Raw genomic sequence first — 22,932 nt, forward strand, 5'->3', positions numbered from 1 at the left:
CGGTCGATCAATGTCACGGTGTTGCAGAGCGGATCACTGCATTTGCGCGCCGTGGCACTTCTTGAACTTCTTGCCGCTTCCGCACGGGCAAGGGTCGTTGCGCCCCGGCAGCGCATCCACCCGGCGAGGGGGCGGCTTCGGCGCATGGTCGAGCCAGTACAGGCGCAAATCCTGGGCCGCATAGAGCGCTTCCTGGATCAATTCGTCGCGACTGAGTTGCTCGCCTTCGTACATCTCATCGAAGACCTCCTTCAACTCGTCATCGTCCATCGTGAGCGAGACGATGCGCAACAGGGTCTCGTCGTAGAGCTGGCCCTCTTCGGTCTCGACGTCAGGCTCCGGCCAATCCTTGGGGAAGTCCTGCGTGGCGTCGAGGAAACCCACCGCCCAGACTTCGCCTGTCTGCTCCAGCAGCGCCACTTCCTCTTCCTTGACGTGGCCTTCCTCGATGAGGCGCTTCTTGTCCTCTTCGGTCAGCTCGATCATCAACGGCGCCAGGCGCAGCACGTCCGGGTCATCCAGGATCAGTTCGGGGTCCAACTGGTCGGCCAGCACTTTCCAGCGCGCCTCGATCACCGCGCGCGCCTGTGCGGCATCTGCCGGATCGCCGAAAGCGCGATCGAACACCCCATCGCCAAACACCGGCAGCCATTCGTCGGCCTCGATGCGGCGGGGCCCCGCCAGCAGGGCCGTCATGTAGCCATCCAGCCATTCGAGCGAGATTTCTTCCTCGAAGCCAGACATGCGCTGGCACAGCGCGTCCAGCGCTTCGATTTCTTCTTCAGTGCTCATCCGGGGATCAGCCATCGCCTGCGTTCCTATCGCGTTAGGAACCCGTCAGTGTCGCACGCAAGACGGGCCGGGGGTATGACAAGCTCTCAGGCAGAGGCTGCGGGTGCCGTCTGCCAGCGTGGTGGATTCGGATGCAGCCGGGCCATCATCAACGAATCGGCGTACTCGCCATCGCGCAGCGCAAAGGCGCGCTGAACACCTTCGACTTCGAAGCCGAACTTGCGGTACAGCGCCTGCGCCCGGACGTTGTCGACATAGACCCCCAGTTCGATGCGGATGGCGCCGACCCAGTTGTCCGCGTAGTGGCAGAGCTCGGTCATCAACGCCGTGCCCACGCCACGCCCCTGCCAAGGCACCGAGACCGACATGCCCAGCGACATCACGTGCCGGCGCCGCAGATGAACGCCGACGGGGTGCAAGCCTGCGCTGGCGATGACGCGGCCGTCGGCCTCAGCCACCAGGTGCAATTCGGCACCGTGCGAGGCCCCTTGCCCGCTCAGGCGTTGGCGCCACAGTTCAGCGTCCGGGAACGGCAACTGAAGCAGCTGCCGAAAGACCTCGTGTTCGGACATCATGCGCGCGAAATCTTCGGCATCGCTCGGCTTGGCACGCCGCAGCGTCCACGGCTTGGCCGTCGGGCCCGTGCTGGTACTCATGAGAAATGAAGCCCTCCAATTCGCAACCATGGCAGGGCGGTGTCACCCGTATCGCGTCGCTCTCGGCTCACCGCGAGCACATCCTTCAGCATCTGCGCCACGTTGCCGCTGATCATCACCTCGGACAGCGCCGAACCCACCACCCCGTCATCAATGCGGAAGCTGTTCTTGATCACGCCAGAGAAATCACCATTGGCCGCGGGAACCCCCATCGACAACCGGCCCACGATGGCCCCGCGGGCCACCTGGGCCACCAGCTCGGCGCGCCCGGTGGTGCCGGGCTCGACCTCCCAGCCGTTCGCGCTGGGCACATGGGCCAGGCCCGTCTTCCGGCTGCCATAGAGGCTGGGCAGCAGCGTCAGCAGCCGCCCTTCTCGCAGCACATCGACCGGCGGCGCCACGCACGCATCGGCCGAGAACGGCAGCACGCCCGGCGCCTCGAAACGGCTCTTCAGGCTCAACAAAGGCGAGGCAATCGCCTGGCCCACACTGCCGCGGTAGAGCGAGCTGCCCGCGATCAACTGCGCATCACCCAGCTGCCCCAGCAACCAGCCCAGCAGATCGGCCACCGCCTGCGGCGTGAACACCACGTCGCCGACGAACTTGGCGCCGATCGGCTGGGTGACCACCTGCCGGGTGGTGTCGCGCATCATGTCACCCAGGCCGAACCAGGCCTCGGCCGGCTGGGTGGACCAATCGTGTGTGCTGCCGCCGGCCGCGTTGAACGAGCTGGATCGGTCGCCTTCGCGCGCTGTGCCAAAGCAGCTCAGCGACAACGAGCCCGCGACACCGGACAGGTCGCTGCCCCCGGTGGTCAGCGTATGGAACGCGTTCACGTCGTGCGACGCCGCCGCCTCTTCCAACATGAAGCTGGGAGTCTCACGTTCACGGAACGCCAGCAACTCGGCCATCTTGTCGGCCAAGGAGTCCGGATCGACGCGCAGCGGCCCCTGGGTGATCCGCGCCCGCTGGCCCGACGAAACCACGTTCGCCTCATCCTGCGGGGCCACGCGGGCAGCGGCCAGCAGCTCGTCCACCGAGGTGGCCACAGCGGCATCGTCCAGCGAACTCAGCTCGGTGCTGGCACGGCGGCCATCCAGCAGGCCAAGCAATGAAACCCGCGTCTGCTCGGAGCTGCGCAACAGGCTCGGCTCGTTGTGGGCCGCATTCAGCTCGCTCAGCCGCCGCAGCCCGACGCTGACCTGGGCCTCATCGAAGCCCTTTTGCTTCATCAAGGCGAGGATGCGCTCGGCGTGATCCCGCAGGCCGGGGTCGAAGTCTTGGCTGGCCATGATCACTGCCCCCCCATGTGCGCACGGGCCCGCAACGCCGGGCCGCCCATCGAGACGACCATCGGCTGCTTCTTGCCGCAATAGCCGCTGCAGCTCCAGTACATGTCGTCGGACACCGCGTCCACCGACTGCAGTACCTTGATCGCCGAGCCGGACACCGTGGTGTCGAGGATGGCCGCGCCCAGCTTGCCCCCTCGGATCTCATAGGCCAGCGTGATGCCGAACATGAACTCGGTGGTCGAGTCGGCCTGGCCGTTGCCGGTTTTCATCAACAGATAGCCGTCGTCCACGCCCGCGATCAGCTCATCCAGGCTGGACGAGCCGGGCAGGATGGCGGTGTTGCGCATACGAACCAGCGGCTCGTCGTTCGGCGCATAGGCGCGTGCGCTGCCGGTCGGCACCAGGCCCATGCGGGCGGCGGTCTCGCGGCTGTTCATGAAATCGGTCAGGATGCCGTCGCGAATCAGCACCGCATCCCGCCCTGGCGTGCCTTCGTCATCGGCATACACCGGGATCATCACCTCCTGGCCTTCGTAGGTGTGGGCGAAGTCGATCATCGTGACCAGGTCGCTGGCCACCCGCTGGCCGCGCAAGCTGCCCGTGACGGCGCCGCCCATCACGATGTCGGCTTCGCAGGGGTGGCCCATGGCTTCGTGGGCCAGCATGCCCGCCAGCGGCGGCGCCAGCACCACCGTCTGCAATCCGCCCCGCGCCGGCACCGCCTGGCATTTGGCCCGCAAGTGGCCGTGCAGTTCGTCCAGCCGCGGCGCGAGCGCTTCAACCGACCAATCGATATCGGCCAAGCTGCCCTTGCCGGAGATCTGTTCGTTCAGCTCGACCGGAGAGCCATCGGCCGCCTGCGCCACGAACACCACCTGGCACAAGGCCCGTTGGATGCTCGACAGCGAGCGCCCGCCGGTGCTGGTGGCCAGCCACTTCGAATGGTGCTCGTCGCTGACCACGAAGCGGATGGACTTCAGATCGGGGTATCGCTGCCGGCACCAGGCGTTCAACGCCGCCAAGCGTTCCTGGATGTCGGACTGGCTCAGCGGCGCGCGGCCCCGGTAGACATGCTCGCCTCGATAGCCCTCGGTTGGCAGGCCCACCGCCGAACGTGCGCCGAAGCGCGCCATGGCCCGTGCGTTGTCGCGCGCCTGCTGCTCGGCACGGGCCGCCGCTTGGGCACCGGTGGCCGCAACCGACGCGAAGCCCCAATAGCCATCGGCATAGACGCGCGCGCTGGTGCCCGCATCGACGGTGCGGCTGTTCTGCGTCAGGTTGCCATCGATCATCATGACGCGCGACTTGCGCAGCTCGTGCTGGCGCAGCTCGCTGTACTGCAGGCTCGCCGACAAGGCGGGCGCCTCGAGAACCGGAGCGTTCGAACTCATCCCTGTCTCCTTGGCGCCCGCAGGCGCTCGCTGTGGCTGCGCTGCGGATCAGCGGTCGTCGTGCTCAAACCTCTTGCCGAGGCTCACCACACGGTCGTCCGCATAACCCAGCGCGGAATAGAAGGCCAGCACGGCCTCGTTGCCTTGCCGAACCTGAAGGTTGATTTTGGGGCAGCCGCGCTCGCGCAGCCGCGCCTCGGCCCACTCCATCAGTTGGCGGCCCAGGCCTTGTTGGCGTCGGTCCGGGTCCACGGCCAGATAGTTGATCCAGCCTCGGTGACCCTCGTATCCCGCCATCACCGTGCCGATCACCTCGCTGTCGTCGGCCATCACACCAAACAGCTCAGGCTGCTCCGCCAGCTTGCGTCGGATGTCCTTGCCTGGGTTGTTCCACGGTCGCGTCAGGCCGCATCGCTGCCACAGCGACACGACAGCGGATTCATCGGTATCGATATAGGTTCGTATCGCGATGGGCATAGGGCAACGCAGAGGCGGTCAGTTGCCGGCCTGTGCACCGAGCAGATAGTCGGACTTGCCCAGGTCCACCCCGTTGTGCCGGAGCAAGGCGTAGGCGGTGGTGACGTGGAAGAAGAAGTTCGGCAGGGCCCAGTGCTTCAGGTAAGCCTCGCCCTTCATCGTGCGGGTCTTGTCGCGCCCCACGGGGAAGGTGATGTCCACGTCCTCACGGCCATCCAGCTGAGCCGGCGAAATGGTCTCAAGCCACGCCTGCGTCTTGGCGATGCGCTCGCGCAGCTCGGCAAAGGTCGATTCGTTGTCCTCGAACTTGGGCGCCTCAATGCCGGCCATGCGCGCCACCGCCAGCTTCGCCGCATCACCCGCAATGCGGATCTGCGCCGCAAAGGGCAACATGTCGGGCGCCAACCGCACGCCGACCAACACATTCGGATCAAACTTGCGCGCGGCCGCATTCGCCTCGGCCTTGGCCAGGCAGTGATCCAGATTCGCCAGGCCCGTGCGGAAGATCGGCAGGCTGGCGGACGACAGGGTCAAAGACATCGGTACTCCTCGCAAGGTTCTGGGCTCGGGCGGCCATCATACGCAGCCGATCCGCAGCCAGCCGGCGCGGGGGAATGAGGCGAGAAGACCACCCTTCCCTGCCAGCACCGCCAAGGCAAAATTGCGGCATCAACAACAACGAGGGAGTGTCCCGATGATTGAGCCCATCCGCGCCGCCTTGCTCGGCATTGCCGTCGTCGCCACGTCGACCCAGGCCGCGCCCAGCGCAGCCGAATTCTTCCGGCCGCCGGCCATCAGCAGCGCTGTCTTGTCGCCGTCAGGCAAGTACGCCGCGGTGACCCAGATCAGCCCAGATATCGGCCGGCAGGTGCTGGCGGTGGTCGACCTTGGTGCACGCACCTTGAAGGGCAACATCGTCGCGGCCTACCCCAATGGCGACGTTCGCGACGTACTCTGGGTCAATGACGACCGGCTCGTCTACACGGTGGCGGATCTGCAGACGTCGTTCTTCAATCAGCACGGTCGAGGTCTTTACAGCATCGAACGTCGTGGCGGCGAGAACCCCCTGAAGCTGGTCAAGCGTTCCTGGGGAGAAGACGGCGGCACCGTGAACCTCTCGCCCGAAATCGCCCGGGTCCGCCCCCGAGACCTGTCACTCGATCCGAATCATCGGGTTCTGTCGACACTGGGCGATGGCAGCCCCAACATCGTTGTTCAACGATTCAACTGGAGCCAGGATGATGTGTTGCTGGGCACCTCCTTGCTCAAGCTGAACACCGAGACTGGCCGCAGCGAACCCATCGGTGCCGGTGCGCCGCCGCACGCCATGGAGTGGCTCGTGGACAGTTCCGGTACCCCGCGCCTTGTCGAGTCGGAAGACGAAGGTGTGACGCGGTTCCACTGGCGCAACGCAGCAGGCGCGTGGACTCAGATCCGCGAGATGCCGACCTACGGGGCCGCGTCGGTGAAGGGCACCTGGATCGACGCACTCGCCGTCGGCAAGGATGACAAGCTGTATGTCACCACCTCAGACGACCGCAACGGCGATGAGCGCGTGTTAGCCGTCGCCGACATGCGACAAGCCGGTGCCGAGCCGAAAATCATCCTGGCCACCCAGGGCTACGACTTCACCGGCAGCCTCATCCGTGGTGCCGGAGACGCGATCGTAGGCATTCGGTATCTCACCGACGCCAAAGGCACCTATTGGTTCGATCCGGCGCTCAAAGCCATCCAGGAGCAGGTCGACAAGGCGCTGCCAACGACGAACAACCTGATCGACTGCGGCCGCTGCGACTCGCCGGACAACGTGCTCGTCGAGGCCTATTCCGACCGACAGCCCACCGTCTACATGATCTTCCGGGTCAAGGCCGGACAGGTGGAGATGCTGGCGCCGAGCCGGCCCGGGCTCAAAGCCGCTGACATGGCCGAGCGGGGCTTCGAGCGAATTCCCACACGCGACGGGCTGAGCATGCCTGTCCATGTCACCAAGCCGCAAGGCACCAAGGGCCCGTTGCCGATGGTGGTGCTGGTCCATGGCGGGCCCTACGTGCGGGGCGGGGAGTGGGAGTGGGATGCGGATTCCCAGTTCCTCGCTTCGCGGGGCTATCTGGTCATCGAGCCTGAGTTCCGTGGCAGCAGAGGCTACGGATCAACGTGGTATCGGGCTGGCTGGAAACAGTGGGGCCTCGCGATGCAGGATGACATCGCCGATGCGACACGCTGGGCCATTGACAAGGGCCTGGCGGACGGCAAACGCGTCTGTATCGCAGGCGGCAGCTACGGCGGATACGCCACACTGATGGGCCTGGTGCGCTATCCCGATCTGTATCGTTGTGGCGTCGAATACTTTGGCGTCACCGACATCGAGCTGATGTACACCAGCTCGTGGAGCGATCTCAGCCCCACCTTCCGGCAATACGGCATGCCCGTGCTGATCGGTGATCGCGCCAAGGATGCCGAGCAACTGGCCCGAACGTCACCGCTCAAGCAACACAGCAAGATCACCCAGCCTCTGTTGATGGCCCACGGCCGCCAGGACTCGCGGGTCCCGATCGAGCATGGCACCAAGCTGCGCGACGCACTGCGTGAGCACAACAGCCAGGTCGATTGGGTCGTCTATGCCGAGGAAGCCCACGGCTGGACCTCGGCGAACAACAAGATCGACTTCTGGACTCGCGTCGAGAAGTTCCTCGACAAGAGCCTGAAGCCGGCGCCCTGACCCTGCTCTACAAAACAAAAGGGCCTGGACGTCATTCGATGTCCAGGCCCTTTGTTCTCAGATCGGGAAAGCTCAGGCCCGCTCGGCGACCCAGGCAGACACGCTCGCCAGCGCGCTGGCCAGCTTGCTGGGATCGGTGCCGCCGGCCATGGCCATGTCGGGTTTGCCGCCGCCCTTGCCGCCGACCTGCTGGGCAACGAAGTTGACCAGCTCGCCGGCCTTGACCTTGGCGATGGAATCGTTGGTGACGCCCGCAGCCAGCTGGACTTTGCCGCCGTCCACCGCGGCGAGCACGATGGCCGCGGTCTTGAGCTTGTCCTTGAGCTTGTCCATGGTCTCGCGCAGGGCCTTGGCGTCGGCGCCTTCCAGCATCGCCGCCAGCACCTTGATGCCCTTGACGTCGACAGCCTGGGCCATCAATTCGTCACCCTGGGCCGAGGCCAGCTTGCCCTTGAGCGCTGCGACTTCCTTCTCCAGCGCGCGGACCTGATCCAGCACGGTGGCCACGCGCGCCGGTACGTCGCCCGGCGACACCTTCAGCGAACCGGCCAGCCCGTTCACCGTGTGCTCCAGGCTCTGCAGGTAGGTGAGCGCGTTCTCGCCCGTCACCGCCTCCACGCGGCGAATGCCGGCCGCCACGCCACCTTCAGCGACGATCTTGAACAGGCCGATATCGCCGGTGCGGCTGACGTGGGTGCCACCGCAGAGTTCCTTGCTGGAACCGATGCTGAGCACGCGCACAGTGTCGCCATACTTCTCGCCGAACAGCATCATCGCGCCGCTCTTCTGGGCATCGTCCAGCGCCATCACCTCGGCCCGGGCCCCGGCGTTGGCCAGGATCTCGGCGTTGACGATGGCCTCGACCTCGGCGATCTGCTCGTCGGTCATCGGGCCGGTGTGGGCAAAGTCGAAGCGCGTTCGATCGGCGTTGACCAGCGAACCCTTCTGCTGCACGTGCTCGCCCAGCACTTCGCGCAGGGCCTTGTGCATCAGGTGGGTCGCGCTGTGGTTGCGCACGGTCTTGGCGCGGCGCTCGGCATCGACGCGGGCGGTGAACACATCACCAACCTTGATGGTGCCTTCCACGACGGTGCCATGGTGTCCGAACACCGAGGCCTGGATCTTCAAGGTGTCGTCGACGACGACTCGGGTGGTCGAGTTGCGGAACTCGCCCGCATCTCCCACCTGGCCGCCGCTTTCGGCGTAGAACGGCGTGTGGTCGAGCACCACCACCACGTCGTCGCCCGCGCGCGCCACGTCGACCGGGCTGCCGTCGACATAGACGGCCGTGACCTTGGCGCCCTCGCGCACCAATTCGTCGTAGCCGTGGAAGGTCGTCGGCGCGCCTTCATAGGCCAGCCCCTGGGCCATCTTGAACTTGCCACCTTCGCGTGCGCGGCGCTTCTGGTCTTCGAGCAGCTCCTTGAATCGAGACTCGTCAACCGTCAAACCGCGCTCACGGCACACGTCCGCTGTCAGGTCGACCGGGAAGCCGTAGGTGTCGTGCAGCTTGAACGCCGTGTCGCCATCGAGCACGGCAGGTTGGGCTGCCAGCGCCGCGTCGAGGATCTCCATGCCGCGCTCAATGGTCTGGAAGAAGCGCTCTTCTTCTTGCTTGAGCACCTCGGTGGCCCGGGCGGCGCCCGTGCGCAGCTCGGGATAGGCCTCGCCCATCTGCTCGACCAGTGCCGGCACCAACGTGTAGAAGAAGGGCTTGCGGGCGCCCAGCTTGTAGCCATGGCGAATCGCGCGGCGCGCAATACGACGCAGCACATAGCCGCGGCCCGCGTTGCTCGGGATCACGCCATCGATCACTGCGAAGGTGCAGGTGCGGATGTGGTCGGCAATCACCTTCAGGCTCGGCGAATCCTTGTCGCAATCGCCGGCGCCGCCCGCGTCAACCGCCTTCTTCGCGGCAGCCAGCAGCGCCACGAACAAGTCGATCTCGTAGTTCGAGTGCACATGCTGCAGCACCGCCGTGATGCGCTCCAGGCCCATGCCGGTGTCCACGCTCGGCTTGGGCAGCTTGTGCATCACACCGTCTTCGGTGCGGTTGAACTGCATGAAGACGTTGTTCCAGATCTCGATGTAGCGGTCACCGTCTTCATCCGGGCTGCCCGGGGGGCCGCCGGCCACGTCCGGACCGTGGTCATAGAAGATTTCGGTGCAGGGGCCGCACGGGCCGGTGTCGCCCATCATCCAGAAGTTGTCGCTGGCGTAGCGCTTGCCCTTGTTGTCGCCGATGCGCACGATGCGCTCGGCCGGCACGCCGACCACCTTGTTCCAGATGTCGTAGGCCTCGTCGTCTTCGGAATACACGGTGACCCAGAGCTTTTCCTTGGGCAGCTTGAAGTGCTCGGTCAGCAGTTCCCAGGCGTACTGGATCGCGTCGTGCTTGAAGTAGTCGCCGAACGAGAAGTTGCCCAGCATCTCGAAGAACGTGTGGTGGCGTGCGGTGTAGCCCACGTTGTCGAGGTCGTTGTGCTTGCCACCGGCGCGGATGCACTTCTGCGAGGTGGTTGCGCGGGTGTACGGCCGCGTGTCCAGGCCCAGGAAAACATCCTTGAACTGGTTCATCCCGGCGTTGGTGAACAGCAGTGTCGGATCGTCGCCGGGCACCACCGGGCTGGAGGCGACGATGGCGTGGCCCTTCGATTCGAAGAACTTCAGGAAAGTCTGGCGGATCTCGGAGGCTTTCATCCGGGGGCTCTCTCGGTGTGACTGGACAAGGAAAAGGAACCTGAAATTATCCCAGCTCGTGGGCAAGGAACGCGAACAAACGCTCATCGCCCGAGAAAGCGACGTTGAAGCGCAACCAATCGGTGGCTTGCATCTCGGCGCGGAAGAGGTGCCCCGGGCCGAGCATGATGTCGGCTTCGGCCGCGCGATTGGCCAGCGCCGGGGTATCCGCCAGCCGCGCGTGGCGCGCCCACAGAAACATGCCGGCCTTGGGCTCGGCAAAGAGCTCGAAGCCCAGGGCCGCCAGGCGTGCCCCCACCTGCTGATGCGCGTCGGCCAGGCGCTCGCGCAGGGCCTTGAGGTGTTTGCGGCGGCGCCCGTCCAAGAGCGCCGAATGGGCCAGGCGCTCACCGAATTCGGCCGAGGTGAGGCCCGAAATCATCTTCAACTGGGCCAGGTCGTCCAGCAGATCGGGGTGGGCCGCCAGGAAGCCGACGCGGATGTTGGGCGAGATCGTCTTCGAATAGCTGCCGATGTAGATCACCCGCGACAGTTGGTCCAGGCTCGCCAGGCTGGGACGCGGCTCGGGGTCGAGTTCGACGTAGATGTCGTTCTCGACGATCGTCAGGTCGTGCTTCTCAGCCAGCTGCAGCACCCGGTGCAGTTGGCCGAGCGGCGCCACCGAGCCGGTGGGGCTTTGCAGCCGCGGCTGGGTGAAGAAGACCTTCGGGCGCCGCTCGGCCTCGGCCGACTGCAAAAGCGCCTCCAGCGCCGGCAGATCGTAGCCGTGGGCCGTGCGCGGCACGCCCAGCAGCCGGGCGCCCTGAAAACGCAATGAAAACAACAGGTTGGCGTAGCCAGGGTCATCCACCAACACGGTGTCACCCGCCCGGACGAGGCGGCGCACGCAGAGATCCAGCGCCTGGCTGGAACCCTGGGTCAACAGCACCTGGGCCGGCGGCACCGTCACCTGCTGCTCGGCGAACGCGTCGGCGATCGCCTGCCGCAACGGGGGGTAGCCCTTCGGGTCGCCGTAGCCGCCCAGGTCGGCATCATCGGCCGCCAGGGCCCGCAGGCCGCGGCGCAGCCCGTCCTCGAACAGCCAGTCGCCGGGCAGCCAGCCGCAGCCTGCCTTCACCGAGAGGTGCCGGTTTTCGAAGATGCGGCGCAAGTACCAGGCCGAATCGAAGCCCTGCGGGTGTGAAGCCACCGGTTCGACCACATCCGCCACCGCACGGCGACGCACGAAAAACCCGGAATGAGGGCGCGAGACCAGGTAGCCCTGCGCCACCAGGCGGTCGTAGGCCTCAACGACCGTGAACACACTCACCTGGTGCGATTGCGCAAACTGCCGGATCGACGGCAGCTTGGCCCCCTCACGCAGCGCCGCCTCGTCGATCTGTCGACTGAGGCCCTCGACGATCTGGGTGACGAGCGGCTTGGCGGCCTGGGGATCGAGGGTCAGCATGCGTGGGCAAGGAGCGTTGTCGGCCGCTGTACTGGGTGCGCACCCAGCACAGTGCGCGGCAAAGGACTTGTGGGCTGTACATGGTAGCGGGCCGGGGCGTGGGTCTAGAGTGGCAGTCTTGGCGCCTTTGGGTATCCACCCGGCGCCGCACACCCTCAGGAGCCCGATATGCACCGCGACCCCGCCGCCACCGCCAAGACCAACGCCGCTCTGATGGCGCGCCGCCGCGCCGCCCTGCCCACCGGCCTGGGCCAGACCTACGACGTGGTCGCCGAGCGTGCCGAAAACGCCGAAGTGTGGGACGTGGAAGGCAAGCGCTACTTGGACTTTGGCGGCGGCATCGCGGTGCTGAACACCGGCCATCGCCACCCGAAGATCGTTGAAGCGGTCAAGGCGCAGCTCGACAAGGTGCACCACACCTGCTTCCAGGTGCTGGCCTATGAACCGTACATCGAACTGGCCGAGCGCCTGATCGCCAAGACCCCGGGCGATTTCGCCAAGAAGGCCTACTTCCTGTCCACGGGCGCCGAGGCGGTGGAAAACGCCATCAAGATCGCCCGCTACGCCACCAAGCGCCAGGCCGTCATCGCCTTCGGTGGCGGCTTCCACGGCCGCACGCTGCTCGGCATGGCCCTGACCGGCAAGGTCGCCCCGTACAAGGCCGGCTTCGGCCCCTTCCCGGCTGAGATCTACCACGCCGAGTACCCGAATCCGCTGCACGGCGTCAGCGTAGAGGACTCGATCAAGTCGCTCGAGCACCTGTTCAAGTACGACGTCGAGGCCGACCGCGTCGCAGCGATCATCTTCGAGCCGGTGCAGGGTGAAGGCGGCTTCTATGTGGCATCGAAGGAATTCGCCGTCGCCATCCGGCAGATCTGCGACAAGCACGGCATCGTGATGATCGCCGACGAGGTGCAGACCGGCGCCGGCCGCACCGGCACCTGGCTGGCCTGCGAACAGTGGGGCGTGGCACCCGACATGGTCACCATGGCCAAGTCGATGGCAGGTGGCTTCCCGATCTCGGCCGTCATCGGCAAGGCTGAGTTGATGGACAAGCCGCTGCCCGGCGGCCTGGGCGGCACTTACGCCGGCAACCCGCTGGCCTGCGCGGCCGCACTGGCCGTGCTGGACGTGTTCGAGGAGGAGAAGCTGCTCGACAAGTCGAAGGCCGTCGGCGAGACGCTGGTCCAGGGCCTGAAGGGCATCGCGGCCAAGCACAAGTCGATCGGCGATGTCCGCGGCCTGGGCGCGATGGTGGCGGTGGAGCTGTTCAAGAACGGCGACCTGCATCAACCCGACGCCGACCTGACCAAGCGCGTCTGCGTCGAAGCGCTTAAGCGCGGCCTGGTGATGCTGTCGTGCGGGACCTACGCCAACGTGCTGCGTATCCTGGTGCCGCTGACCGTGCCCCAAGCCCAACTGGAAGAAGGCCTGAAGATCCTGGGCGAAGCTTTCGACGCCGCCTCGGCGGCCTGACCGGCCGCGGCCCGGCGGCGCCGACCGCGCTCTGCCCGGGCCCGCTGACCGCGGCCTCGTCGTTGCCGTCGATTTGTCTCAGCCGGCGGGCCGGGCCAAGGGCCAGGCTCACAACGCCTTAGGATGTACCCATGGACATGAAGACCTCTCCGCTGGCGTCGCTGAACGACCCCAGCCTGCTCAAGACCGATGCCCTGATCGGCGGCGAATGGGTGGCCGGCTCGGCGCGTTTCGACGTGACGGACCCCGCCACCGGCTCGAAGCTCGCCGATGTGGCCAACCTCGGCGCCGAATCGGCCTCCCTCGCCATCACGGCGGCCAACAAGGCGTGGCCCGCCTGGCGCAACAAGACGGCCAAGGAGCGCGCGGCCATCCTGATGAAGTGGTTCCAGCTGCTTCACGCCAACGCCGACGACCTGGCCCGCATCATGACCGCCGAACAGGGCAAGCCGCTGGCCGAGGCCCGAGGCGAAGTCAACTACGGCGCGAGCTTCCTCGAATGGTTTGCCGAAGAAGCCAAGCGGATCTACGGCGAGACCATTCCGACCACCGACAACAACAAGCGCTACCTGGTCATCAAGCAGCCGGTGGGCGTGTGTGCGGCGATCACGCCGTGGAACTTCCCCATCGCGATGATCACCCGCAAGGTGGCCCCGGCACTCGCCGCCGGGTGCCCGGTGGTGATCAAGCCCGCTGAGGCCACGCCGCTGTCGGCGCTGGCCGTGGCTGAGCTCGCCCAGCGAGCCGGCATGCCCGCCGGCGTGCTGAACATCGTCACCGCCGATGCCGGCAACTCGATCGAGGTGGGCAAGGTGCTGTGCGATTCGGACATCGTGCGCCATCTGTCGTTCACCGGCTCCACCGAAGTCGGCCGCATCCTGATGAAGCAGTGCGCGCCGACCATCAAGAAGCTGTCACTCGAACTGGGCGGCAACGCGCCCTTCATCGTGTTCGACGACGCCGACATCGATGCCGCCGTCGAGGGCGCGATGATCAGCAAGTACCGCAACGCCGGGCAGACCTGCGTCTGCGCGAACCGGTTCTATGTGCAGTCCACCGTCTACGACGCGTTCGTCGCCAAGCTCTCCGAGAAGGCCGCGGCCATCAAGGTGGGCAACGGCTTCGAGGCCGGTGTGAACCAGGGCCCGCTGATCGACGACCAGGCGATCACCAAGGTCGAATCGCACGTGGCCGATGCACTGGGCAAGGGCGCCACCGTCGTTACCGGCGGCGAGCGGATCAGCGAGCGCTTCTACCGCCCCACCGTGCTGGCCAACGTGACGCAGGACATGCTGGTGTCGCGCGAAGAAACCTTCGGCCCGGTGGCGCCTGTGTTCCGATTCGAGACCGAAGCCGAAGCCATCGAGTTGGCCAACGCCACCGAATTCGGCCTCGCCAGCTATTTCTACAGCCGCGACATCGGCCGCATCTTCCGCGTCGGCGAGGCGCTGGAGTACGGCATGGTCGGCGTCAACACCGGCCTGATCTCCACCGCCGAGGTGCCCTTTGGCGGCGTGAAGCAATCGGGCCTGGGCCGCGAAGGGGCCCGCCAAGGCATGGACGACTACGTCGAGGTCAAGTACCTCTGCCTGGGCGACATCAACAAGTAATCAGGCGCCGGCCTGAGGGCAGACCGGGCGGCCGGTCGCCCCTCAAGGTTCGCCTGAGAAGATCTGGCTCGCCAGGCTTCTGAGGCGCTGGCACCGGCGGGTTGGGTGCAGCCCGGCCCGAGCGGCGGCCTCAGAGGCTGAGAGCTTTTCGGCGGTGCCCAAAAGGGGCAGCCAGGCGACCCGGATCGAGGCGCAAAGCACAGCCATAGCGCGGGCTATGGCGAGCAGTTGCAACGAAGAGCCGGGGCGTTTGGGGGTTCAAGACGGGTATCGGCGAAGAACTCTCAGCCTCTCAGGGTTCGTCGTTGGCGGCGGTGCCCTGCCCCAACAGCCGCCCCAGCCCACGACCCGAGGCCTGGCCCACCGCGTGGCGCAGCAAGGCCCCCGCGTCACGGCCATGGCCGGGGTATTGGCTCACGCCGAGACGGGCCCCCACCGGCACGTCCTGACCCGCCACCTGGAATGGCTGGTTCACGGCCGCCAGCAGCTTGCGAGCCACGTGTTCGGCATCGTCGTCGGCATCCAGCCAGGCCAGCAGCACCGCGAACATGTCCGGCCCCAGTGAGGCGACCACATCGCTGGCGCGCAGCGAGCTGCGAAGCCGGACGGCCGCCTTGCGCCGAAGAACATTCGCTGCCTCGGCGCCGAAGCTGGCTTCGACACTGCGAAAGCCATCCAGGTGCAGCACGATCAACGCCATGGCCGCCGGCTCGCGCTCGCGCAGCGCCAGCAGATGGGTCATATGCTCTTGCAGTTGGTTGTGGTTGGGCAGGCCGGTGGTGAGATCGATGCTGTAGGCCCGCCGAGCCGCATCGTCGATGCGCTTGCGCTCGACCGCCAATCGCAGCACCCGGCCCAACACCTCTGACGAAGCCTCTCGGGTGGACAGCACATCCCGCACGCCCGCTTGCAGCAGCCGCATGCAGTCGGCAGGCGTGGGTTCGGGACCCATCACCACCACCGCGGATTCAAGCACCGCGCGCGGCAGGCCGGACCAATGAACCAACCGATCCGCCCCGCCGGCCAGCCGCAGATCGACCAGCACCGCATCGTAGGGCTGTATGTGCAACTGGGTGGCCAGTTCGTCGAGTTGGCTACAGCCCTGGACCACGAAGGGCCCGAAAGCCGAGGTCATCAGGTCTGGCGTTTGAGCGCTCAGGCAAAGGATGTGGAACGGGTCGGACATGAGGGCTTGCACACCTCATCACGAGGCGGAAACCATCATGCACGTTCCGCGCCCGCCGCAACAGGCCGGTTAATACCAAGGTGGTGCAAACCACGAGGCCTCGGGCCAAGCCTGGGCTGAGCCCCCGGGGCCTACGCACCGATGCAGCGCACCTTCGCCAGTGCCTTCGCCGGTGCATTGGCAGGTACCTGGGCGGGTACCGGCCATCCAGAGCGCTTCAGCGAAAGGTCAGTGCGCCTCTTCCCAGTTCGCCCCCACGCCCACTTCAGCGAGCAGCGGCACGCTGAAGGTGGCCACACTGGCCATCAGGCGGGGCACGGCTTCGCGGGCCCAGCCCAGCTCAGCATCCGGCACTTCGAACACGAGTTCGTCGTGCACCTGCATCACCATGCGGGTGTGACGGCCCTCTTCGTCAAGCGCAGCCTGTACCGCGATCATGGCCAGCTTGATCAGGTCCGCGGCGGTGCCCTGCATCGGCGCGTTGATCGCTTGGCGCTCGGCGCCTGACCGTCGCGGGCCGTTGCCACCGCGAATCTCAGGCAAGTAGATGCGGCGGCCAAACAGCGTCTCGACATAGCCGAGGTCTGCGGCGCGCGCCTTGGTCTCGTCCATGTAGCGCTTGACGCCGGCAAATCGATCGAAGTAGCGGTCGATGTAATTGCGGGCCGCCTTCTGGTCGATGCCCAGGCTCTGGGCCAGCCCGAAGGCACCCATGCCATAGATCAAGCCGAAATTGATGGTCTTGGCGTAGCGGCGCTGTTCCGAGGTGACCGCGTCGGGCTCGATGCCGAACACCTCGCTCGCGGTGGCACGGTGCACGTCCATGCCTTCGGCGAAGGCCTTGGTGAGGCCCGGATCGCCGCTGATGTGGGCCATGATGCGCAACTCGATCTGCGAGTAATCGGCGCTCACGATGCGGTGTCCGGGCGGCGCGATGAAGGCCTCCCGCACCCGGCGACCTTCCGGCGTGCGGATGGGGATGTTCTGCAGGTTCGGGTCGTTGCTGGACAGCCGGCCCGTCACCGCCACCGCCTGCGCGTAGTTGGTGTGCACACGGCCGGTCGCCGGGTTGACCATCAGCGGCAGCTTGTCGGTGTACGTGCCCTTGAGCTTGCTCAAGCTGCGGTGCTCCAGCAACTTGGCGGGCAGCGGGTAATCGGCGGCCAGTTCCTGCAGCACCTCTTCGTCGGTGCTGGGTGCGCCGCTGGCCGTCTTCTTTTTCACCGGCAGACCGAGCCGGTTGAACAGGATTTCGCCGATCTGCTTCGGGCTGCCCAGGTTGAAGGGCTGCCCGGCCAGCTCGTAGGCCTCGCGCTCCAGTGCGATCATCCGCTCGGCGAGCTCGCGGCTCTGGGTGGCCAGCAGGGCCGAGTCGATCAGCACGCCATGGCGCTCGACCCGCTCGAGGATCTCGGTCACCGGCATCTCGATGCGCTCATAGACCTCGCGCATCCCCTTCTCCGCCTCGATCTGCGGCCACAGCGCTTGGTGCACATGCAGCGTCATCTCGCTGTCTTCGCCGCTGTAGGTGGTGGCGCGCTCCACATCCACCTGCGAGAAGGGAATCTGACTCGCTCCCTTGCCGCACACATCTTCGTAGCTGAGGCCAGCACGGCCGAGATGACGCTCGGCCAGGTTCTCGAGGCTGTGCTTCAGATGGGCTTCGAGCACATAGCTTTGCAGCAGCGTGTCGTGCGCATAACCCCGAACCGTGATGCCATGGTTGGCAAAGACGTGCAGGTCGTACTTGATGTTCTGGCCGACCTTCTTCGCGCCCGCGTCTTCCAGCCAAGGCTTGAGCGCGGCCAACACCTCATCCAACGGCAATTGATCGGGTGCGCCGGGGTAGTCGTGCGCCAGCGGCACGTAGGCCGCGCGACCGGGCTCGGTGGCGAACGACACGCCGACGATGCGGGCCCGCATCGGGTCGAGCGAATCGGTCTCGGTGTCGACGGCGCTGAGCGGCGCCGCCCGCAGAACATCGATCCACGCGTCGAGCCGATCCCGGGTGGTGACGCATTCGTACTCGCGCGCCAGCGCCACTGGAGGCAGGGTGAGTGCGCTGGCGGCGCGCGACACCGCGGCCTCTTCCGAGGCACCGCCGCCGGGCGAACCGGCCGCCGACACGGCCACGCCATCACGGCCCAAGGCCGCGTCGAGCTCTTTGCGCCAGGTCTTGAAGCCGAATCGGTCGTAGAAGGCGAGCAGCCCTTCGCGATCGACTTCCCGGAGCGCCAGCGCGTCAAGTGCCGGCCAGCCCGCCACATGGCTGGCCAGGTCGTAGTCCGTCACCACGGTGATCAGCCGGCGCCCCTGGGGCAGCCACTCGAGCGCCTTGCGAAGGTTCTCGCCGGCCACCCCCTTGATGCTCGCCGCGGCGGCAATCACGCCATCGAGCGAGCCATGGTCAGCGATCCATTTGGCCGCCGTCTTCGGCCCGACCTTCTCGACCCCCGGCACGTTGTCGACCGCATCGCCGATCAACGTGAGGTAGTCGACGATGCGATCCGGCGGCACGCCGAACTTGGCGCGCACACCTTCCACATCCAGCTTTTCATTGCTCATCGTGTTGATCAGGGTGACCTGATCGTTGACAAGCTGGGCCAGGTCTTTGTCACCAGTTGATACAACTACACGGTGCCCCGACTTCGCGCCAACGCTGGCGAGCGTGCCGATCGCGTCGTCCGCCTCGATGCCCGGCACCATCAGCACGGGCCAGCCCAGCAGCTTGACCACCTCATGGATCGGCTCGATCTGCAGCCGCAGGTCGTCGGGCATCGGGGCGCGGTGGGCCTTGTACTCGGGGTACCACTCGTCGCGAAAGGTTTTCCCCGGGGCGTCGAAGACGCAGACAGCGTGCTCCGAGGGCACCTGCTCCCGCAGGCGTCGCATCATCGCGACCATGCCATGGATGGCGCCGGTGGGCACGCCGGCGGGCCCGCGAAGGTCGGGCAGCGCGTGGTAGGCGCGATAAAGGTAGCTGCTGCCGTCGACCAGCAGCAGGGTCTTGTCTTCACTCATGCGCGGATTGTGCAGCCCCAGGGCGGCCCATCGGCCACCCCGGGGCGCTCAGCCGGCCGCGCCGCCCGGCCCCGGGCTTCAGCGCACCGGCAGCGTCATCGACATCTGGTTGCCGCTGTCGAACGGCAATGCCATGCGGAACATGTCACCGAAGTGGACCGGCGAGCCGTACAGGCTGTCGGCCGTGTCGAACACCAAGACCAGGTGGTGACCGGCCGGCACGTCGTAGGCCACGGCATTCATGTCGAACGAGAAGTCGGTCACGGCGCCCGGCGTGGCCCAATGAACGGCGCGCGCCCCATGGGTGATCAAGGTGCCAAAGCCGGCCCAGTCGACGTCGTACAGGTATGCCACCAGCATGCCGCGCTTCAGGTTGGGCTTGGCCCGAAGCTGCAGCTTGGGTGAGCCGCGCAGCTTCAGCGGCGCATTCAGCGCATCTCCCTCATAGCGGATGCCGTTGCCCGAGAGGATGGTGGCCATGTGGTTGATCACCGGCAGACCCACGCTTTCCATGATCGGCGACAGGATCGGGATCAACCCCGTCGTCGCCGTGGTGTCGAGCAGGCTGTCGATCTGGTCGCCCACGTTCTGGCGGTTCGGCGAGCTGCTGAGCGTGCCAGTCACGCCCTTCCAGCAGAAGCATCCGAAGTCCCAGCGAAGATTGCCCCGCGGGCCCAGGTAGTAGGTGTTGCTGCGCAACTCGGGTGCCGGCCAATTGCTCAGCGTCTCACGGTTGCCGCCGAACTTGAGTTGCAGGTTCACCTTGGGTTCGGTGTCCACACCGTTCTGCACACCCTTGAGCCAGCGGTCCATCCAGCGGTGCACCTGGTCGAAGACCGGGTTGTCGACACCGAGCGTGGCCCCGGCCAGCTCCGCCGAACCATGGATGCCCGGCTGCAACAGCAGCTTCTTGGGGCCGGTGAGCCGGCTGAACATCAACAGCGTCGAGTTCGGCGAGAACATGTCGTCCTGGTAGTTCTTGCTCACCAGCACCGGCACCTTGCGCGCGTTGAGCGTGTCCACCACATTCAATGGCGAACGCGGCACACCCCAGGCGCTGATCTCGGCGATCTTCTCCGGCGAGGTGTCCGGGTCACGGATCGCCGCGTCGTACTGATAGATGATCGGATCCATGTTGCCGGTGAAGGTGCCCGACAGCGTCAGCACAGCCAGCCAGGTGGGGTTGGGCACCGAGTTGCCGTACATCTGATCGATGAGGTTCGACCAACCGGACATCGATGCCACCGCCTTCACCCGGCTGTCGCGCGCCGCACCGAGCATGGACAGCCCGGCACCGTATGAGATGCCCGCCGCACCGATGCGGTTCGCGTCGGTGGCGGTGTTGCTCACCAGCCAATCGAGCACGCTGCTGAAGTCCGCCGTGTCTTGCTCACTGGCCACACCCACGACCCCGCCTGAGCCATAAAAACCCCGGGCCGTGTAGGCCATGGCGACATAGCCGTTCTGGGCCATGCGCTGCTGCTCACCCAAGTATTCGAAGAAATCGGCGGCCGCCCAGCTGGACGGGTAGACCACGGCAGGGAACTTGCTTCCACCGTTGGCGCCGGAAGGCAGGAACACGTTGGCGGTCAACCTCACCCCATCGCTCGTGGCGACGGTGAAGTTGTTCAGGAAGCAGGTCCCGTCTTTTGGCGAGATGACCCCCGGCATCAGGATGGGGGTGGTGTAGATGGCTGCTTCGGCGGGGGTAGGCGCACGGCAGCTCGCGGCTTCAGAGGTAAGAGACGACAACAACGGCAGGCACATCACCAGGGCAGCAACGGGCCGCCCATAAATTTTCGGCATGTGAAAGTCTCCGTCCCGGGGGAGGTTTGATATCACGGCCGAACGCCCCGGAATCGCACGACCGTTCGTGCCATTTGCTTCCTGCGTTTCTCAATGCGCAATGGGAACAAACCGGAGTTTTTGTTACTTGTTACCTCGCCTCCCAGCCACGTCACCTTCCTGACGTGGGTTGTCGGCCGCGTCCGATATGGCCCTTCACGGAGCGGCGCATAGAATCCATCGCATGAAAACGACCCGGATCGCTTACCTCACGACCGCGCTGCTGGCCTGTGTCGGCGCGCATGCTGAAGAGGTCGCACCGCGGACGGGGGACACTGCCCCCGCCGCCCGGACGGCTCCCGAGCCGCAGGTGATCCAGCAGGTGACGGAAGACGACCAGATCCGTATTGAAGAATTGCGTGTGCGGGGCCAGACCAAGCGCCTGACGGTGCAACCCAAGATCCGGGGCGTGGGCGCCTACGAGATCGCGCCGCCCGAACCCGGCCGCGCGCCGGCAGACGACCCGAAGGCTGGCCAGCGCGTCTGGTTGTCCATCAACTTCTGAGATTGCGCCGCGCCGTGCTTGCGCGGCGATTCAACGGCACGACATGGCGGTCTACACCGAAGTGAGCCTGGCGCAGGCCCAGGCCCTTTCCACGCGCTTGAAGCTGGGCAACGTGGGTTCGCTCGCGCCGATCGGTAGCGGCATCGAGAACACCAACTACTTCCTCAGCACCGACGCTGGCGAATGGGTGCTGACGCTGTTCGAGCGCCTTTCAGCGAGCCAATTGCCCTTCTACCTTCAGCTGATGCAGCACTTGGCTCGGCACGGCCTGCCCGTGCCCGAACCGGTGGCGGGCGACGACGGCGCGTTGTGCCACGAGCTGGCAGGCAAGCCGGCCGCGGTGGTGAACCGCCTGCCTGGCACCGCGGTGGAAGCGCCGGATGTGCACCACGTCGAGCAGGTGGGTGCCACCCTGGCGCGGATGCATCTGGCCGTGGCCGACTTCGCACCGCAACAGCCCAATCTGCGGGGCCTCGCCTGGTGGCAGGCCACTGCGCCTGCGGTGCGGCCCCACCTCGAGGCGGATGCCGGCGCCCTGCTGGACGACGAAATGGTCTACCAGACGCATTTGGCCCAATCGCCCAGCTACCTCCAACTGCCCCATGGCGCCGTTCATGCCGACCTGTTTCGCGACAACGCGCTGTTCGACGGCCTGCCGGGCCGAGAACGGCTGTGTGGCGTCTTCGATTTCTACTTCGCCGGCGTCGACAGCTTTGCCTTCGATCTGAGCGTGACGATCAACGACTGGTGTATCGATGACGATTCGGGCCACCTCGACGAAACCCGGGCCGACGCCCTGATCGCGGGCTACCGCGCCGAGCGCGAGCCCACGGGTGCCGAGTGGCGCATGCTCCCGGCCATGCGCAGGGCGGCGGCATTGCGCTTCTGGTTGTCACGCCTGTCGGACTGGCATGCGCCGCGCGACGCATCGTTGCTCACTCCCAAAGACCCACGGCATTTCGAGCGCGTGCTGCGCGACTGCGTGGCCAACCCCTGGCACCCCGGCGCGTGAGGCATTCATGGGACTGAAGCTGCAAGAGGTTCCGGCGGGTGCCGGCGTGCGTTGGATCACCCAGGCCTTCGGCGAATTTCGCCGCTACCCGCTCGGCTATGTCAGCCTGTTCATCGGCTTTCTGATCGCGCTGGTGTTCACGCTGCTCGTGCCTTTCATTGGCGGCATCGTGCTGCTGATGTCACCACCGCTGTTGACCCTGGCCTTCATGCTGGCGGCGCACGCCAGCCAGCACGGCGAGCGGCCGAGCTTCGATGCGATCCTCGTGCCGTGGCGCAAACGCCTGCCCGACACCCGCCGGCGCCTGCTCGCACTGCTGTTCTTCTACGCCAGCCTGATGGCGGCCTCCGCCTGGGTGGCCGAGGCGTTCAGCGGTGGCGGTTTCGACAACCTCGTCGAGGCCTACCGCAAGGGCGAGACCTCACCCGAGCAACTGGAACCCTTGATGAGCGCCGCGGGCGTGACCACCGGCCTCGCCTGGGGCGCGGCGATGATCTCGTTGGCGAGCCTGCTGTTCTGGTTTGCACCGGCGCTCGTGCATTGGGGCCACCAAGGGCCGGCGCAGTCCATCTTCTCCAGCGTGCTGGCACTGTGGCGCGCGCGCTGGGCGTTTCTCAACTACGGCTTGTTCTGGATCTCCGGTTTCGTCGCCTTCACCTTGCTGACCAACGTGCTGTCGGCAGCGCTCGGATCCACGCTGTCCGCCCTGCTGGCGGTCCCCCTGCAGCTCGCGATGACCTGCACCTTCTATCTCTCGGTGTATTTCAGCTTCCGCGACTGCTTCGGCGAGCCCTGAAAGGTTC

At 66.2% G+C, this 22,932-nt stretch carries 17 protein-coding genes; 6 read left to right on the forward strand and 11 right to left on the reverse strand.

All coding sequences use genetic code 11. The annotated features are described in order from the left end of the window. Window positions 1-33: 33 nt before the first annotated feature. The 6 genes from AACH06_RS11130 to AACH06_RS11155 all read right to left on the reverse strand — a co-directional run bounded on the left by AACH06_RS11130 (window position 34) and on the right by AACH06_RS11155 (window position 5,148). Window positions 34-792 carry a UPF0149 family protein gene (locus tag AACH06_RS11130; RefSeq protein ID WP_341425747.1) on the reverse strand — a complete coding sequence of 253 codons (759 nt, stop codon included), beginning with the start codon at window positions 790-792 and terminating at the stop codon, window positions 34-36. Window positions 793-878: 86 nt separating this feature from the next. Next, entirely contained in the window at window positions 879-1,448 is a 570-nt protein-coding gene (locus tag AACH06_RS11135; RefSeq protein ID WP_341425748.1) for a GNAT family N-acetyltransferase, read from the reverse strand. Then, window positions 1,445-2,740, reverse strand: a complete 1,296-nt coding sequence (locus tag AACH06_RS11140; RefSeq protein ID WP_341425749.1) for a metallopeptidase TldD-related protein — start codon at window positions 2,738-2,740, stop codon at window positions 1,445-1,447. The genes AACH06_RS11135 and AACH06_RS11140 overlap by 4 nt, the downstream gene beginning before the upstream one ends. A 2-nt stretch (window positions 2,741-2,742) precedes the next feature. Continuing rightward, window positions 2,743-4,131 carry a TldD/PmbA family protein gene (locus AACH06_RS11145; RefSeq protein ID WP_341425751.1) on the reverse strand — a complete coding sequence of 463 codons (1,389 nt, stop codon included), beginning with the start codon at window positions 4,129-4,131 and terminating at the stop codon, window positions 2,743-2,745. Window positions 4,132-4,179: 48 nt separating this feature from the next. Further along, window positions 4,180-4,608 (reverse strand): GNAT family acetyltransferase, encoded by a 429-nt coding sequence (locus AACH06_RS11150; RefSeq protein ID WP_341425753.1) that lies wholly within the window; start codon window positions 4,606-4,608, stop codon window positions 4,180-4,182. Window positions 4,609-4,626: 18 nt separating this feature from the next. Continuing rightward, complete coding sequence (locus AACH06_RS11155) at window positions 4,627-5,148, reverse strand: DUF1993 domain-containing protein (protein ID WP_341425754.1); 522 nt, start codon at window positions 5,146-5,148, stop codon at window positions 4,627-4,629. Between the two features lie 154 nt (window positions 5,149-5,302). On the opposite strand from AACH06_RS11155, the gene AACH06_RS11160 reads away from it, so the two are divergent. Beyond that, window positions 5,303-7,327, forward strand: a complete 2,025-nt coding sequence (locus AACH06_RS11160; protein WP_341425755.1) for an alpha/beta hydrolase family protein — start codon at window positions 5,303-5,305, stop codon at window positions 7,325-7,327. Window positions 7,328-7,399: 72 nt separating this feature from the next. On the opposite strand, the gene alaS is transcribed toward AACH06_RS11160, so the two are convergent. Both alaS and AACH06_RS11170 read right to left on the reverse strand, forming a co-directional pair. After that, on the reverse strand, window positions 7,400-10,027 hold the full coding sequence (gene alaS / locus AACH06_RS11165; protein ID WP_341425756.1) for an alanine--tRNA ligase: 2,628 nt from the start codon (window positions 10,025-10,027) through the stop codon (window positions 7,400-7,402). A gap of 46 nt (window positions 10,028-10,073) precedes the next feature. Continuing rightward, window positions 10,074-11,474 (reverse strand): aminotransferase-like domain-containing protein, encoded by a 1,401-nt coding sequence (locus AACH06_RS11170; protein WP_341425757.1) that lies wholly within the window; start codon window positions 11,472-11,474, stop codon window positions 10,074-10,076. Between the two features lie 168 nt (window positions 11,475-11,642). Between AACH06_RS11170 and gabT the strand changes: the two genes are divergently transcribed. Both gabT and AACH06_RS11180 read left to right on the forward strand, forming a co-directional pair. Then, a complete protein-coding gene (gene gabT / locus AACH06_RS11175) occupies window positions 11,643-12,950 on the forward strand; it encodes a 4-aminobutyrate--2-oxoglutarate transaminase (RefSeq protein ID WP_341425758.1) in 1,308 nt (435 codons plus the stop codon). Between the two features lie 131 nt (window positions 12,951-13,081). Beyond that, window positions 13,082-14,560: an NAD-dependent succinate-semialdehyde dehydrogenase gene (locus tag AACH06_RS11180; RefSeq protein ID WP_341425759.1), complete on the forward strand. Its 1,479-nt coding sequence runs from the start codon at window positions 13,082-13,084 to the stop codon at window positions 14,558-14,560. A gap of 292 nt (window positions 14,561-14,852) precedes the next feature. Here the strand turns inward: AACH06_RS11180 and AACH06_RS11185 are convergent, their stop codons facing one another. From AACH06_RS11185 to AACH06_RS11195, 3 genes are all read right to left on the reverse strand, one after another. Beyond that, entirely contained in the window at window positions 14,853-15,746 is an 894-nt protein-coding gene (locus AACH06_RS11185) for a diguanylate cyclase domain-containing protein (protein WP_341425760.1), read from the reverse strand. Window positions 15,747-15,974: 228 nt separating this feature from the next. Beyond that, entirely contained in the window at window positions 15,975-18,767 is a 2,793-nt protein-coding gene (gene polA, locus AACH06_RS11190; RefSeq protein WP_341425761.1) for a DNA polymerase I, read from the reverse strand. Between the two features lie 78 nt (window positions 18,768-18,845). Beyond that, window positions 18,846-20,573, reverse strand: a complete 1,728-nt coding sequence (locus tag AACH06_RS11195; protein ID WP_341425762.1) for a CocE/NonD family hydrolase — start codon at window positions 20,571-20,573, stop codon at window positions 18,846-18,848. Window positions 20,574-20,796: 223 nt separating this feature from the next. On the opposite strand from AACH06_RS11195, the gene AACH06_RS11200 reads away from it, so the two are divergent. The 3 genes from AACH06_RS11200 to AACH06_RS11210 are packed head-to-tail and all read left to right on the forward strand — an operon-like array spanning window position 20,797 to window position 22,925. Next, window positions 20,797-21,117: a hypothetical protein gene (locus AACH06_RS11200; protein ID WP_341425763.1), complete on the forward strand. Its 321-nt coding sequence runs from the start codon at window positions 20,797-20,799 to the stop codon at window positions 21,115-21,117. A 43-nt stretch (window positions 21,118-21,160) separates the two neighbouring features. Further along, window positions 21,161-22,129 (forward strand): homoserine kinase, encoded by a 969-nt coding sequence (locus AACH06_RS11205; RefSeq protein ID WP_341425764.1) that lies wholly within the window; start codon window positions 21,161-21,163, stop codon window positions 22,127-22,129. Between the two features lie 7 nt (window positions 22,130-22,136). Next, entirely contained in the window at window positions 22,137-22,925 is a 789-nt protein-coding gene (locus AACH06_RS11210) for a BPSS1780 family membrane protein (protein WP_341425765.1), read from the forward strand. Window positions 22,926-22,932 lie beyond the last annotated feature (7 nt).

This window comes from Ideonella lacteola (genome assembly GCF_038066555.1).
In the GTDB taxonomy this organism is placed as follows: domain Bacteria; phylum Pseudomonadota; class Gammaproteobacteria; order Burkholderiales; family Burkholderiaceae_C; genus Ideonella; species Ideonella lacteola.

Bases quoted from the DNA above. Each gene is read 5' to 3' on its own strand.
- AACH06_RS11185 (WP_341425760.1), bottom strand. From the start codon at position 15,746: ATGTCCGACCCGTTCCACATCCTTTGCCTGAGCGCTCAAACGCCAGAC.
- alaS (WP_341425756.1), bottom strand. From the start codon at position 10,027: ATGAAAGCCTCCGAGATCCGCCAGACTTTCCTGAAGTTCTTCGAATCG.
- AACH06_RS11155 (WP_341425754.1), bottom strand. From the start codon at position 5,148: ATGTCTTTGACCCTGTCGTCCGCCAGCCTGCCGATCTTCCGCACGGGC.
- AACH06_RS11200 (WP_341425763.1), top strand. From the start codon at position 20,797: ATGAAAACGACCCGGATCGCTTACCTCACGACCGCGCTGCTGGCCTGT.
- AACH06_RS11140 (WP_341425749.1), bottom strand. From the start codon at position 2,740: ATGGCCAGCCAAGACTTCGACCCCGGCCTGCGGGATCACGCCGAGCGC.
- AACH06_RS11135 (WP_341425748.1), bottom strand. From the start codon at position 1,448: ATGAGTACCAGCACGGGCCCGACGGCCAAGCCGTGGACGCTGCGGCGT.
- AACH06_RS11205 (WP_341425764.1), top strand. From the start codon at position 21,161: ATGGCGGTCTACACCGAAGTGAGCCTGGCGCAGGCCCAGGCCCTTTCC.
- AACH06_RS11180 (WP_341425759.1), top strand. From the start codon at position 13,082: ATGGACATGAAGACCTCTCCGCTGGCGTCGCTGAACGACCCCAGCCTG.
- AACH06_RS11195 (WP_341425762.1), bottom strand. From the start codon at position 20,573: ATGCCGAAAATTTATGGGCGGCCCGTTGCTGCCCTGGTGATGTGCCTG.
- polA (WP_341425761.1), bottom strand. From the start codon at position 18,767: ATGAGTGAAGACAAGACCCTGCTGCTGGTCGACGGCAGCAGCTACCTT.
- AACH06_RS11130 (WP_341425747.1), bottom strand. From the start codon at position 792: ATGAGCACTGAAGAAGAAATCGAAGCGCTGGACGCGCTGTGCCAGCGC.
- gabT (WP_341425758.1), top strand. From the start codon at position 11,643: ATGCACCGCGACCCCGCCGCCACCGCCAAGACCAACGCCGCTCTGATG.
- AACH06_RS11170 (WP_341425757.1), bottom strand. From the start codon at position 11,474: ATGCTGACCCTCGATCCCCAGGCCGCCAAGCCGCTCGTCACCCAGATC.
- AACH06_RS11210 (WP_341425765.1), top strand. From the start codon at position 22,137: ATGGGACTGAAGCTGCAAGAGGTTCCGGCGGGTGCCGGCGTGCGTTGG.
- AACH06_RS11160 (WP_341425755.1), top strand. From the start codon at position 5,303: ATGATTGAGCCCATCCGCGCCGCCTTGCTCGGCATTGCCGTCGTCGCC.
- AACH06_RS11150 (WP_341425753.1), bottom strand. From the start codon at position 4,608: ATGCCCATCGCGATACGAACCTATATCGATACCGATGAATCCGCTGTC.
- AACH06_RS11145 (WP_341425751.1), bottom strand. From the start codon at position 4,131: ATGAGTTCGAACGCTCCGGTTCTCGAGGCGCCCGCCTTGTCGGCGAGC.